This window comes from Fibrobacter sp. (genome assembly GCA_024399065.1).
In the GTDB taxonomy this organism is placed as follows: Bacteria; Fibrobacterota; Fibrobacteria; order Fibrobacterales; family Fibrobacteraceae; genus Fibrobacter.
In genome coordinates this window covers 16,556-30,689 of the sequence record JAKSIB010000017.1, presented here as the reverse complement: position 1 = coordinate 30,689, position 14,134 = coordinate 16,556, and the positions used below count along the sequence as shown (strand labels likewise).

The following is a 14,134-nucleotide window of genomic DNA, read 5'->3' as shown; positions in this document are numbered from 1 at the left end:
AATTGTAATTAACGCAAGTATTTGAGGTTTACAAGGGCATAATCGCCGTTTGAGCCGTTTCCTATGAGCAAAAACACACGTAAACCAAGGCTTTCAAGCCACTTTATGTCGTATTTTTCGCGGAAACCGGAAGAATTGGACACCACCAGGAGCTCGCGGCAGCCTGTACGGTTGCAAATGGACTCCATTTCGGAGAATTTTCCCAGAAGGTGGAGACGGTTTTCTTCGGATACGGCGGCAGTGTCGTTAGATACGCAGCCAAGAATTTCAATACCCGGAATCACATTGTAACGGTCAAACCAACTGTCCAGAGAATCTTCGGAACCGCCCAGCAAAATGGAGCGATGACGTTTTTTGGCAAAAATTCTGTAGAAATAGTTTATCCAAAATGCAATACGACGCCAGGCCTTGAGAGCAAAGGGAATTAACAAAACGGAAAATTCCAAAACCATCAACTCATCGGTAAAATGCCCCATTGCACAAGACTTGTCATCCAAGGGAGGCATGTTTGGCAAGCACACTCCAGCCACAGCAAGCAAGTTCAGGGGAAGCAAATAGCGGATAAAACACTCACCCTTAAGGCTTCCACTGGCGTATTCCCCTCTAAAGGTCAAGAATACGATATTGACCAGGGCAACAATAGCCGTGATCAACCATGCATTGTCAAAATAGAAGTTGGCAGCCAAAAGCCCCCACAATGCCACCACGCCCAAATCCAGGAAAATCTTCCAGAACTTAGGAATCAGGCGGGAGAACATGCCCACGAACGCAGCAAACAGAATACCCAGAGTCACCAGGAACGAAGGCACAAAATATAGGTCCTTATGCTTTTTCACAAAGATGATCATGGCCTTGTAGAAATCCACGTAGGATTTCCAGCGGCGGGTCTTGCAGCTCTGCCCCTTAAAATGAAGAATGTTGGTAGAAGGAGTGTAGTAGTTCTTGAAGCCAGCAGCCTTCGCACGGAAACACAGGTCCAGGTCTTCACCATACATGAAGAAATCTTCGTCAAAGCCGTTCAGCTGGCGGTACAGTTCGCTACGCATGCAAAAGAAAGAGCCACTGATGGCGTCCACTTCGGTAACCTGTTCCGGGTCGGCGTAGGTCATGTTGTAAGAAGCAAACAACTTGCTCTTGGGGAACAAGGAGGCAAGGCCTATTGTCTTCGAAATGGCAGAAAATGTTGTGGGGAAAGAACGGCGGCAAGCCAGCTGCAAGGAACCGTCTTCATTCAGGATACGGCTACCTACCGTACCGGAATCAGGATTTTCCTGGGTAAATTCAAGCACCTTGCGCAAGGAATCCCTGGACACAAGGGTATCGGGATTTACAAAGAACAAGTAGGGCTTGGTGGCAGATTTTACAGCCAGGTTGCAGCCCTTACCAAAGCCAAGGTTTTCCTTGGAATCGATCCAAAAAACTTCCGGGAAAAATTCCTTGATTTCTGCAGAAATAGGTTCCGGGGATCCGTTGTCAAGAACAATAACCTGGGTGTCGATACCTTCGCTGGCATCGCGGACGGACTTTAGACATGCGGGAATAAAGTCGCAGGAATTGTAGGCGACGATAATGACGGAACAGGAATAATCTACAGCCATGATAAGGATACCTTAAAGACTATGCCAAACCCAGGCGGAGCTTAAGGACAAGGAAGAAAGCTTCGGAAATAATACCGCCACTCATCTTGGAGGTGCCGCGAGTACGGTCCGTAAAGATGATGGGAATTTCCTTGACGGTAAGCCCCTTCTTCCAAACCTTGAATGTGGTTTCAATCTGGAAGCAATAGCCATCGCTCTTCATCTTTTCCAAGTCGAGAGCTTCCAAGGCGGAACGGCAATAGCACTTGAAACCACCGGTAGCATCACTCACCGGAAGTCTTGTAACCATGCGGGTATAAACATTTGCGCCGTAACTGAGGATCAAACGCTTCAAATCCCAGTTCACAACGCTAATACGGTTGTGCTTGTAGCGGCTGCCCAGGACAAGGTCGGCGCCGTTTTCGGCAGCTTCCAGGAAGCGGTTCAAGTCTGAGGGAGAGTGGCTGAAGTCGGCATCCATTTCAAACACGCGTTCGTAGTCACGTTCCAAGGCCCACTTGAAACCGGTAACGTATGCGGTACCGAGGCCCATCTTGCCTTTGCGGCGGATCAAATGGATTCGAGGATTCTTTTGAGATTCGGCCTCCACCAGGTCGCCGGTTCCGTCCGGGGAACCATCGTCAACAACCAGAATTTCCAGACAGTCGTTCTGTTCCAGAATTGCAGACATAATGAGAAGGATGTTTTCCTTTTCATTATAGGTCGGTACGATAACTAAGCTCTTAGGGTATGCCATATAAAATCCTTAATCCTAACTTCCAAATTACAAAGACAATTTACAAAACAACGATTTAGAAAGCGAATCTTCCTTTCGATTTTAGTCCCTTATGGATTCCGCAACCGGATAAGTCTGGGTCTTGTTGCCGTTCATCATTTCCCCAAGCAAGCCCAGGGAGAAGAACTGAACGCCCATCACCAGGGAGAAACCACCGGCAAGGAGCAACGGACGCACATGGAGTACGCCAGTCTGGATCCATTCATAACCGAAGTAGCCGCTAACGCCGAGACCAACCATCACAAAGATGAGACCCAGCAAGCCGAAGAAATGCAGGGGCTTTGCGGCAAAGCTACGGAGGAACAAGAGGGAAAGCAAATCCAGGAAACCGGAAACCAAGCGGGAAACACCGTACTTGGAAACGCCATGGACGCGGGCACGGTGTGCCACCGGCATTTCGGTAATGCGGAAGCCCTGCCACTTGGCCATCACCGGGATAAAGCGATGGAAGTCGCCATAGAGGTGAATGAAGCGAACCACGGAACTACGATATGCCTTGATACCGCAGTTGAAATCGTGAAGACGCTGGCCGCACACTGCAGAAACAGTGAGGTTGAACAACTTGGAAGGCCAAGTCTTGTGCCAAGGATCTAAGCGACGAATCTTCCAGCCGGAAACCAGGTCGTAACCGTCTTCAAGAATCTTGATCATCTTGGGAATTTCCAGAGGATCATCCTGCAGGTCGCCATCCAGAGTAGCAACGTACTTGCCGGAAGCCTTGGAGAAACCGAAAGCGAGGCCGGCAGCCTTACCGCAGTTGAACTGGAAGCGGTAAGCCTTGAGGAAAGCGTATTCCTTGGAAAGGTTTTCAATTACTTCCCAAGTGTTGTCGCGGCTTCCGTCATCGATAATGATGACTTCGTACTCATATCCCGTAGGATCAATCGCATTGGCGATTTCTTTCAGAAGGTCAGGAAGATTTTCGCTTTCTTCCTTGACCGGAATGACCATACTTAAATCCATTCGAAACCTCGAATTAGTTTACAGCGTCAAAAACGGGTTCTTCCACAACAGGTTCGTCGGCCTTGGCGGAATCTTCAGCCTTGGCTTCTACTGCGGGAGCAGGTTCTTCGACCTTCAGCGGTTCGTCGGACATGTTTTCAATCTGACGAACAGCCATATTCAAGCGAGCAAGACCACCTTCTTCGAAGGAAGGAACATTCTGGAGACCGCGGGTTGCAGCGTCCAAGGCTTCCTTCTTCATGCCGGCAGCCTGGTAGACAAATGCGGCAGCCCAGTAGTTACGCCATTCCTTCGGGAACTGCTTCATGCCCATTTCCAGGTACTTGCCTGCGGACAGAGCCAAGCTATCCACTTCAGCCTTGACTGCTGCAGTGAACGGATGGGTGTTGCGGAGCTTTTCAATCTGGTCGCGAGCATTGAAGGAAATCTGCAGGTACAAAGAGATGTAGCTGGAGAGCAGACGTTCAGTTTCGTCGTTGATGTAGGCGGTTCCGTCGCCGAGGCCACGGAACTTGTAGACAGAGTCAATCAAGCCTGCAGTGTAGGCGGCGTCAAAGTCGTTACGACGAGCGGAAAGGTCGCCCTTCACGAAGTTGTACACCATGCCTTCCTGGACCATGTACTTTTCAAGACCCATGAAGTTGGACATGCCCACTGTGGTAGAAATTTCAATGGGGCGGTCCATGTTCTGGAGAGCAAGGTCAATAACCAACTTATGCTGAGTGAGCATCATGGAGCTACGAGTACGTGCAGCCCATTCGGTGAATGCATCCCAAACTTGATAGTGGACCTTGAACTGGAGGAGCTTGGCGGAATCTGCAGCAGAAAGCTGCTGGCCTTCCATAGCATCGATGCGCTGCTTGAGCTGCGGCATCAAGCGGTTAGCATTCTTCACCCAGGTAGAAGTCTGGTGGTTGGGGTTATTTGCAGAGCTGTTGTCCAGGACCATGTCGCGGTCAATGGCAGCCTTGTCGTAAGAGAGCTTAAGGATCGGTTCGTTTTCAAGCATCTGCTTGATGTACCAGTCGGTGTTACCCAAAGACAGGTTCACCACGCGAACGTCCTTACGAATACCGGCAACTTCCTGTGCAAACCACAGCGGGAAGGTATCGTTATCTCCGTTGGTAAAGAGGATAGCGTTGGGGCGGCAGCTGTTCAACAGGTTGTATGCATAATCCCAAGGAACCCAGAGGCCGGAACGGTCATGTTCCTTGTAGTTTGAAATGCAGGGCACCATAAAGGAAACAAGCACGAGGGCTGCTGCCAGCGGAGTTGCGAGGGTTGCCATGGTACCAGTTGCAGTGAGGAACACCAGGATACCTGCGCCAACACCGAAAATAAGGCTCATGACAATGAATGCCGGAGTGTAGAAGTAGTCACGTTCACGGACTTCAAGATGGACTGCTTCCGGGAACGGAGCGCGCTGACCCACCTGGGCAAAACCGTTTTCAATCTTGCGCCAGTTCTGCCAGACAGCGGAATTTTCATAGCCTTCGATTTCCTTCTGGATGGAAGCCAAAGCGTTAGCATCGGCACCACGAGCCTTCAGCATTTCCTGACGGATCTTGGCATGTTCAATATTCTGACGCATGTCGATCAAGTCGTTGGGATCCGGGAGAGAAGAAATGCCTGCACCGCGGCTGTTCAAGTCTTGAACATTGCGGCTCATGACGCTTACCCAGTAGTCATGGTCACGCTGTTCCATGCGGGTACCATCGGCGAAGTTGATGTAGAACAACAGGCCGAGGGAGCAGAGTGCATAGAGGACCGACATGAAGAGGCCCACCTTGGAATTGCGCTTCCAGCAGAATACGCAAACCATCACCAGGAGGCCGTTAAAGATAAGGAATACAAGGAACTGGCTGAAGGTGTTGTCACCCATCATGCTCATCTGCGTGGGGAACTTGAAGCCAAGGCGTTCCACCGGCTGGTTGTCGCCTGCATCGAAGGTATAGACGCCGTTAGCATAGTTCACCTCGCCCACCTTGTACGGCAGGTACTGAGCCATCTGGTAGCCACCGAAGCCCATGTGCGGGAAGCTGAGGAACTGGTGGGCGGTACGGGCGCGGCGGTAGAAGGCACGGCTAATCATGCTTTCGGAGCCATACTGCTTACGTTCGATAAATGCGTTGAAGGCATCCCAGTTTTCAGCCTTGAAGAGGTTACCCAACTGCAGGTTGCCCTGGTCATCACGGATGTTGATTTCCGGGTTGTTTTCGTCGATGGTCGGGTTCAGTTCAGAACGGATAGGAATATAAAGGTGGGTGCTATAGCCGATGAGGGCGAAGAAAGCAAAAGCCAGGGAAAGGCGAACGCTACGGTTCATGCCAGCCTTGAAAGGCTTTGCAACAGCGAGGATAGCGAGAACAACAAGGCAAGCCAGGGAGATTTCAATGAAAGCGGAAACCATGTAGATCACGGAGCAGAGGAGCGTACCAGTAATCCACACAGGAATGCGTTCCACGATCTTTTTCGGCTGAGCCACCAGGAGCAACACGAATACTGCAGGAACAGTAAGCATGGTGTAAAGGTGGGCGCCAACACCGAGGAATGCGATGTAGCAAATGAAAATCAAGATGCGGTCGCTGGAATCTTCGTCGTCCTTCTGCTTGTACCACACGAGGCCGAGGTAAGAGACCAACATCAAGATGAACATGGCGATGCCGTACACTTCAGCTTCAACAGCGTTGAACCAGAAGGTGTCGGAGAAAGTCAGGAGGAAACCAGCAACGAGAGCTGCGGTACCGAGAACTATGGTGCGGGTCTTGCCGGAAATCTTGTCGGCGAGACGTTCCACAATGCCTTCACCCTTTTCCTTGGCGGAATCCAGGACGATGGCCAAAAGTTCCCAAGCGAAGAGAGCGGTCACATAAACAGTGGCAGCGGAGCTCACCACGGAAATGTAGTTCACACGCTTTGCGATTTCTTCAACAAAGGGAAGAAGTACAATCACCGCACGGGCCAGGAACACGAAGAACGGAGTTCCAGGAGGATGAGGAATACCGAGGGTATTTGCGCAAGCAACGAATTCACCGCAGTCCCAGAAGCTCACGGTGGGAGCCATGGTGAGGCAGTAAATAATAAGAGCGATAAAGCAGGAGATTCCTGCAAAGACATGCTTCATCCACTTTTCTTTCAACACGATTACTTCTCCTTAGATTCGGGGGCAGTCATGCCGCGGCTCTGCATAAAGCCAGCCAAGATACCATTAACAAAACCATCAGAACCATCGGTGCTGAACTTGGAAGCAATCTGCACAGCTTCAGTAATAGCCACCTTCATGGGAATTTCCGGGATGTAACTCAATTCCACCATAGCGATGAAAAGGACAAGGCGATCGATGCGGGCAATGCGGTCCAATTCCCAGTGGACAGAATTTGTCTTCAGGGATTCTTCCAGTTCGGCCTTGTGTTCCTGAACCAGGTCCACCAGCTTCATGCCATACTTCTTCTGGTTATCCTGAAGAGGCTGTGCTTCCAGAACGCCCGGAAGAGCCTGACCAACGGTCTGTCCTGTAATTTCCATAGCGTAGAGCAACTGCATTGCAAATACGCGTGCGGGTCTATAACTGATTTGTGCCATAAAACGATTTTTCCAGTTATTGCGTTTTTCTTTACTTAAAATCTTATAAAGCGTCGCGAGCTATTATACGAGACTGAGCGAACTACTTCTTGATCTGCTTGTAGAGGTTTGCCATTTCCACAGCGGTGGAAGCCCAGCTGCAACCCAGGTTGCCAGCCTTGAGGCCAGCGCGGTTCATGGCCTGATCCACAGTGTCGGTAGTCAGGATGCCTAGAATCATGGGGACCTTGCCTTCGGCGGCGATATTTGCAATACCGCCGGTGGAGTTGTTCACCACCACGTCATAGTGGCTTGTTTCGCCGCGGATCACAGCACCAAGAGCCATCACGGCGTCGTACTTGCCGGAATCCACGAAGCGGCGGCAGATGCCCGGAAGTTCGAAAGCACCCGGAACATGAGCCACGGTGATGTCCTTGTCGGCAACACCGAGAGTGGTCAACTGACGGACTGCACCTTCCAAGAGCTTGTCCGTAACGATTTCATTGAAACGAGCGACGGCGATAGCCACCTTCATTCCGTTACCATTCAGAGAATTCTTCAGTTCGTTCATAATTCTTCCTTATGCCTCGTCCAACTTCAGGTCGTGGCCCATCTTGTCTTTCTTGGTCTGCAAGTAATAGCGGTTGATCTTGTTGGGTTTGATTTCGATAGGAACGCGTTCCACAATTTCCAAGCCGTAGGCGGAAATGCCGCTAATCTTACTGGGATTGTTGGTCAGAAGACGCATCTGACGAACACCCAAATCAGCCAGAATCTGGGCACCGGTACCGTACTGGCGCAGGTCGGACTTGAAACCCAATTTGATGTTGGCTTCCACAGTATCCATACCCTTTTCCTGGAGTTCATAGGCACGGAGCTTGTTGCAAAGGCCAATGCCACGGCCTTCCTGACCGCGAAGGTACAGAAGCACGCCGCCATGTTCACCAATGAACTTCATAGAGGCTTCCAACTGCTCACCGCAATCGCAACGCATGCTGCCAAAAATATCGCCAGTCAAGCATTCACTATGAACGCGGACATAGACCGGCTTTGAAAAGTCGGGGTTACCAGCCACCCATGCCACATGTTCCACACCATCGGTGGTGCTGCGGTAGGCGTAGGCCTTGAAGTCGCCGTACTTGGTAGGAACGTTGGGAGCAGCCACACGCTGCACCAGCTTTTCCGTTTTCAGGCGGTAGGCGATCAAGTCGTGGATAGAGATAATCTTCAGGTCGAACTTCTTGGCCACTTCCTGCAACTGGGGCATACGGGCCATGGTGCCGTCTTCATTCATGATTTCAATGAGGGCGGCAGCGGGGCGAAGTCCAGCAAGCTTTGCCAAGTCCACAGCAGCTTCGGTATGGCCAGCACGGCGGAGCACGCCTTCTTCCTGGGCATACAGCGGGGAAATATGGCCGGGGCGGCCAAAATCGCTGGGCTTGGAATTGGGATCGGCCAGAGCCAAGATGGTTGCGGCACGGTCATGGGCGGAAACACCGGTGGTGCAGCCTTCAATCTTATCCACCATGATGGTGAACGGAGTGCCAAGAATAGAAGTGTTTTCGGCAGTCTGGCGGGTCAAATTCAGTTCATGACAACGGTTGATGGGCAGCGGGCAGCAAAGGACGCCACGGCCCTCGTGGAGCATGAAGTTCACCTTTTCCGGTGTAATCTTCTCGGCGGCAATTATAAAGTCGCCTTCGTTTTCACGTTCTTCGTCATCAACAACGATAAGGAATTTACCGGCCTTGAAATCCTCAAGGGCTTCTTCGATCGTACTAAGCAAGGTCACGCTCCTTCAAATAATTCTCGATATATTTGCCAAGCATGTCTACTTCAACATTCACAATAGTGCCGGGCACCCAGTTACGCAAATTGGTTCTGGCGAGGGTTTCTGGAATAATGCACACGCGGATGGAATCCTCGAACTTTTCGGCAACAGTAAGACTAATGCCGTTGAGGGACACTGAACCGCGGCGAATCACATAGCGGCGCAGGTCTTTGGGAAGTTCCAAGTCCACCTCTACCCCAGTTTCGCGGTTGGCAACGGCCAAGACCTTTACGGAAGTATCCACATGGCCCATGACAAAATGTCCGCCCATGAAGGAATCCGCACGGCAAGCCTTTTCCAGATTCACAAGTTTACCCGGTTCAGCCTGCTTAAAGGAGGTGTTTTCCACCGTCTGGTGCATAAGGCAGAAGGTAGCCTCGTCGTCGGAGCAACTTTCGATAGAAAGACAGACGCCGTCGTTAGCTACACTATCGCCCAGATTGCAGCCCTTGAAGAAACCGGGTGCTGATAAGCGCATGGTGAGAGCATCCCCTCTTGTTTCAAGAGAAAGGATGGTTCCCGTACTTTGAATAATACCTGTAAACATACGGGCACATATTTAGCAAAAAGCGGAAAGGTTAAAGGTTAAAGATTTAAGAAAAGCGGGTTGAAAACGGCTTTTGGGGATGATTTTGGGTCGGACCAGCACTGCAAGTTAGCTAAAACTAACATCCACCAATATGTACTCTACTCAGAATCCTTTACGCAACGAACTGAACATCCGATGCTCTTATCAACCCAGGCATTTCCCACAGAGTTTCCAAGACTAAACATCCAGTAATAACCATAGTCTTTACCGTCTTCGGTGGAACTCCAAAAACAAGCCATACCACCGAGTTGCTCGTAATTTCCTATGGTAAAATAGATGTCATCGTACTCATCGTAAATCTCGTTTGTCATTCCAACGCGAATACCTGCTGGCAGAGCTGCAAAAGCATAGGTATCCACACCATTACCGCTACGGGATTCCCCATAGGACCCCCAGCCATCGGTGGACTTCAGTTCCTTACCTGCAAGAGACTTATCGCCTACAAACGAAACCAAGGTCATCCATTCCCCATCGGTCGGCAAATGCCACCCCTCAGGACACACACCTCTCACAAATCCCTTTGGCTTGCATTCCTTATTGAAGCCACAACCAGCACCTTTGGAGCCAAATTCAGAAGAAGAATCCATGGCTGCAGACCAGGAATACAACCTACCATACTTTTCGCAATTCAAGGAGTCATTGTCATAGCAGAAACTCGACGAATCCAGTTGCGAGGTCTTGGCGAGATAACGATAGTTCAGGTTTTCGGCCATCCAAATCTGGTATCCGATTTTTTCGATTCGATACACCTGACCGTCACGACTATCCGTCACATATCCAGGCTTTTCATTTTCGCTAGAAGAACTTTCCTTTGACAAGGAAGATGAGGAACACTGGGAAGAAGAACTGTCACCACCATCAAGGGCTGAACTGCTGGAGCCACCATTCCCACACGAAGAAAGAAGTAAAATGAAAAAAGAAATCAAACAGACTTTTATCGAAAAAATCATACAAACCTCCCCGTTTATTCAGCCTTAATCTATAAAAATTATGCCGGATAAAAAACGGTCAAAACGTCGGGGCCCACCATGAAGGATTCCTTGGCAATGAGCTTTTCCGGAATAGCGGGAAAATCCAAGGTCTTGGCCACAGAGCCTTCGTCAATGAAGGATGCCAGGGCATCTTCAATGGTGTGGTCCGTGGAGCGCCAGAGATCCAGGCGGTTCCAACCGCCGTTTTCAAACAATTGCTTGGCGAGGCCGGCACCAGGCTCCACCATGAGACGGTGCATGCCCCGGGCGGAAAGTTCGTCAACCATCAAGGCCCAGTTTTCTGCGAAGGTGCCAACGGACAGCAGGACGATCTCGGCGCAATCCGAAGACTCAATTGCGGGCTGCGGGATGCAGGAGAAAACGAGAGTCTGTTTTACAGGATCGCTAGATCCTTCGACTCCGCGCGATGCGCTTCGCTCAGAACGACATAAGCCGAAAACTTTCAGTGTTGCAATTTCTGCCTTGGAAAATTCGTGATGGCCGGCCCATACGATTTTTACGGGGTCGTTTCCGGCAGCATTGCGAACGTTCAAGGAAGGATTGTCTGCGAGAACAGTTCCTGCCCCAACGAGAATGGCGTCGCTGATGGCGCGGAGTTCATGGTTCCAGCAGTTGGCGCCCTCCCCTGTGATTTTCATGGGCTTATTGGAACCATTGGGCAAAACGTACCCCATGGAGCCTTCGTCGGTAATGGCACACTTGACTTCTACAAAGGTTCGCTTGTTACAGACGAAGTAATCGTAGGCTTCGAAGTAACGTTCGATGTCGTGGAAGACTTCGCGACCGGCAGCTTCGATTTCAGAGACGGTGCGACAGCCTTCGGAATCGTCTAGGCAGCGGCACTGGAAACCGGAACTGTCCCCGGAAAGTTCACTTGAAAGGTCATCAAACTCCGCACGAATGCAGGCGTCCACGCCTTCGTAGACTTTGATGCCAGCGGCCTCCAGCACAGCCCTACTGTTCCCGCGGACAACAGGGTTGGGGTCGCCGTGGGCATAATAGACTTCAGCAATTCCAGCGTCAATGATGGCCTTTGTGCAGGGGGGCGTGCGGCCATAATGGCAGCAAGGTTCAAGCGTCACATAAATGGCCGCGCCGCGGGCCAACTCGCCCGCGTCACGCAGCGCCATGACCTCGGCATGGGCGCTCCCGGGGCGCTGCGTCCGCCCCTTCCCCACGACGATTCCGTCTTTGACAACAACAGCACCCACCGCCGGATTGGGGCGGCTCACGCCAATGGAATGCACAGAACATTCCAAGGCCAAACGCATGTAGTTGCCAATTTCAGACATGACTCTTCCGTTCGTTCTAAGACAGCAAGTAATCTACGTCCCGATTACTTGTGAGGATAAGCAAGGAATCCGCCCAGCACATTGTACACGCGGTCATAACCCTGCTGAACAAGGAAGTTTGCAACAACTTCGCTACGACGGCCAGAGCGGCAGAAAATCAGCAAGTCCTTGTCCTTGGGAAGTTCGCCAATACGCTGTCTGATTTCCGGCATAGGAATATTGAGTTCGCCCTTGATAAAGCCATCGTTCAATTCCGGAGGATTACGGACATCAACGAAAATGCCACCATTTTCCGCCATCTTCAGAGCTTCAGCCCATTCAACAACGGCAATCTTTCCTTCGTAAACCTTGCCCACCTTAGGAGGATTCTTTGCAGTTTCCTCTACAGCCGGAGCAGGAGCCGGCTGTGCGGGAGCTGCAGCTTCAGTTTTTACTTCAGTCTTTGCAGCCTCAGCCTTCTGTTCGTTACAACCGGCCAGCATAAAAGCAGCACCAGCAAGCAGGCAAATCAACTTTTTTTTCATATGAACTCCTTAATATTTTTATTATCTCTAAAATCAGCCTCGTCCATTTGGATATAAACACCTAGAACTCGATATACAAAACCATCAGGTCTTGTCAGAGGGACGGCGTTAAACCACAAAAGACGACTTTCCTTATTGAACGGACCCTTCCAGGACTTGGAACGTCCGCTTTCAAAAACCTCAGAAAGGGTACCCTGGATAAAGGCATAGTACTTGGGACGGACAACTTCAAGTAATCGCTTTCCAAAAGTCTTTTCCGGATCAAGGAATTTAAAATCCAAGGCGAAGGCCTGGTTGCAGCTCACCACCCTGTTTTCTCTATCGACACAGAAAATTCGAACATCCGGGAAAGACAGCATAGTTCCGATAGCGGCATCCAGATTCACCACCTCATCATAAATCGGATTGTCAAAGAGCAAGTCCATGCGTCTTGCCGAGCCCTTGATGACAAGCTTGGAATTTTCTTCCAGGTAAGCCTTGCAGCGGAAGCTGTACCAAATCAGTTTTCGGTCAGGTCCGATTACTCTCAATTTAATGTTCGTATGTTCATCGGCATTTCTGTTCGACGCACGGAAAGCCATAACGCAAGCATTGATTCGGCGTTCAAACATCGCATATTCTTCATCCAACAACAAGGAATGAATATCCTGTACGCCCGTAGACCTGGGAATCACGCGGCCATCTTCATCGGCGATCGGGGTAAGCAACGTGATTTGACGGGTATCCACATCAAAACTCCATAGAAAATCGCCCGTATTCTGCAAAAGCATGTCCACCTTATCCTGCAGAATATCGCGCTGATTTCTGGAATCGACATCCAACGTCACATTCTTTATCAAAAGTTCCCAGTAGCTATTACTGAAAGACTTCTTCAACGAAGCTCTCAATTCATACCAACGGTTTCCCTGTTCATTTTTATAGGAAAAGATAAACGGAATATCAGGATAAGCCTCGGCACCCTTCAGGTATTCCTGCAGGCGGGAATTTTCCTCAGAAGTCAAGACTTCCACGAAAGTTCTCTTTTGGCACAGGCTCTCATACAAAGGGTCCTGGATAAACTTTGGCAGGGCATCCTGAAGGAGACCGTCCCTGGACATGAACAAAAGGAACTCATCCACATGTCCAGCAAAGCTCACATAGGCGCTCTGTTTTTCCTTCAGGCCACGCATCAGCATATGCGTAATAGCCAAAGCTACCACGAGGGCAAACCCTATAAACAAGACTACTGCCAGAACACTAGGAGATAATTGCATAACGTCCCAAAAAGCTTACCTACAAGATAGTCTTTTTCTTTAAACTTTTGGACAAGCCTACCCCAAACAGATCGCGTCTTTCATTGGCAAAAACATAATCGCAACCAAACTTCCACTGGCTTAATGAAAAATCCAAGGCCAAAGCCACGCCGAAGCCAGGAAAACGAAACCCGGATGCCAAAGAAACACCATGAACATCCACCGTGGTTCCCACATTGATATTTTTTCCGTCCCAAGAATAGAACATGCTGAAACTACCCGAAGCGGAAAATCCGCCCCCCACAAGAAAATCGATTCTTTTCATGTCATCAAACCATCCGCTAGCCATCCCTCCAATGTACATCCGGTTCCATTCAAAGGACAAGCCCACCTTGTAGCGATGGCGGGTCCAAAGAGTTTGCCCAGGAATCCATTCCAAGGAAACCCCATATCCAAAGCCAGCGATTACACGGGAAAAAGGATAACCCCATTCCAATTCTGAATAAATCCGTTGGTAAACCGAGTCCAGCCGGTGAAAATCAACAAGAAACGCTCCGCGATGATTTTTGAATTCCAGCTCCCCCGAAGATTCAAAATCATACTCTTCCGTATTTATAAAGGAAGTAAAAGAAAGGCCGATTCCAGGAGCAGATTTCCTTGCAGGAGAAGACTCGTAGCAAGGCAAACCCGTCAAAGCCAAGGGACTTTCCGCCGATAAAGCCACGTCACACAAGAAGGCGCACAAGAGCAAGATTCTTACAAAACAAGACATAAAAC

General features: G+C 50.1%; 13 protein-coding genes. All 13 read right to left on the bottom strand.

The window, feature by feature from the left end:
- Nucleotides 1-8 precede the first annotated feature (8 nt).
- Nucleotides 9-1,598 carry a glycosyltransferase gene (locus tag MJZ25_09760; GenBank protein MCQ2124455.1) on the bottom strand — a complete coding sequence of 530 codons (1,590 nt, stop codon included), beginning with the start codon at nucleotides 1,596-1,598 and terminating at the stop codon, nucleotides 9-11.
- 19 nt (nucleotides 1,599-1,617) lie between these two features.
- Nucleotides 1,618-2,334 carry a polyprenol monophosphomannose synthase gene (locus tag MJZ25_09755; GenBank protein MCQ2124454.1) on the bottom strand — a complete coding sequence of 239 codons (717 nt, stop codon included), beginning with the start codon at nucleotides 2,332-2,334 and terminating at the stop codon, nucleotides 1,618-1,620.
- 81 nt (nucleotides 2,335-2,415) lie between these two features.
- Entirely contained in the window at nucleotides 2,416-3,336 is a 921-nt protein-coding gene (locus MJZ25_09750) for a glycosyltransferase family 2 protein (protein ID MCQ2124453.1), read from the bottom strand.
- Nucleotides 3,337-3,349: 13 nt separating this feature from the next.
- On the bottom strand, nucleotides 3,350-6,478 hold the full coding sequence (locus MJZ25_09745; GenBank protein MCQ2124452.1) for a DUF2723 domain-containing protein: 3,129 nt from the start codon (nucleotides 6,476-6,478) through the stop codon (nucleotides 3,350-3,352).
- A 2-nt stretch (nucleotides 6,479-6,480) separates the two neighbouring features.
- Nucleotides 6,481-6,918, bottom strand: coding sequence for a transcription antitermination factor NusB (gene nusB / locus MJZ25_09740; protein ID MCQ2124451.1), 438 nt, complete (start codon nucleotides 6,916-6,918; stop codon nucleotides 6,481-6,483).
- 82 nt (nucleotides 6,919-7,000) lie between these two features.
- The gene (gene ribH, locus MJZ25_09735) at nucleotides 7,001-7,468 is read right to left on the bottom strand and encodes a 6,7-dimethyl-8-ribityllumazine synthase (protein MCQ2124450.1); all 468 of its coding nucleotides are present in this window, start codon (nucleotides 7,466-7,468) and stop codon (nucleotides 7,001-7,003) included.
- A gap of 9 nt (nucleotides 7,469-7,477) precedes the next feature.
- Entirely contained in the window at nucleotides 7,478-8,683 is a 1,206-nt protein-coding gene (locus tag MJZ25_09730; protein ID MCQ2124449.1) for a bifunctional 3,4-dihydroxy-2-butanone-4-phosphate synthase/GTP cyclohydrolase II, read from the bottom strand.
- Nucleotides 8,676-9,275, bottom strand: a complete 600-nt coding sequence (locus MJZ25_09725; GenBank protein MCQ2124448.1) for a riboflavin synthase — start codon at nucleotides 9,273-9,275, stop codon at nucleotides 8,676-8,678. The genes MJZ25_09730 and MJZ25_09725 overlap by 8 nt, the downstream gene beginning before the upstream one ends.
- 140 nt (nucleotides 9,276-9,415) lie before the next feature.
- On the bottom strand, nucleotides 9,416-10,243 hold the full coding sequence (locus MJZ25_09720) for a fibrobacter succinogenes major paralogous domain-containing protein (protein MCQ2124447.1): 828 nt from the start codon (nucleotides 10,241-10,243) through the stop codon (nucleotides 9,416-9,418).
- Nucleotides 10,244-10,305: 62 nt separating this feature from the next.
- Nucleotides 10,306-11,601: a dihydrofolate reductase family protein gene (locus MJZ25_09715; GenBank protein ID MCQ2124446.1), complete on the bottom strand. Its 1,296-nt coding sequence runs from the start codon at nucleotides 11,599-11,601 to the stop codon at nucleotides 10,306-10,308.
- Nucleotides 11,602-11,645: 44 nt separating this feature from the next.
- On the bottom strand, nucleotides 11,646-12,125 hold the full coding sequence (locus MJZ25_09710; GenBank protein MCQ2124445.1) for a hypothetical protein: 480 nt from the start codon (nucleotides 12,123-12,125) through the stop codon (nucleotides 11,646-11,648).
- Nucleotides 12,122-13,315 carry a hypothetical protein gene (locus tag MJZ25_09705; GenBank protein ID MCQ2124444.1) on the bottom strand — a complete coding sequence of 398 codons (1,194 nt, stop codon included), beginning with the start codon at nucleotides 13,313-13,315 and terminating at the stop codon, nucleotides 12,122-12,124. Before MJZ25_09705 ends, MJZ25_09710 begins: the two co-directional genes overlap by 4 nt.
- 82 nt (nucleotides 13,316-13,397) lie before the next feature.
- Nucleotides 13,398-14,129, bottom strand: coding sequence for a hypothetical protein (locus tag MJZ25_09700; protein MCQ2124443.1), 732 nt, complete (start codon nucleotides 14,127-14,129; stop codon nucleotides 13,398-13,400).
- Nucleotides 14,130-14,134 lie beyond the last annotated feature (5 nt).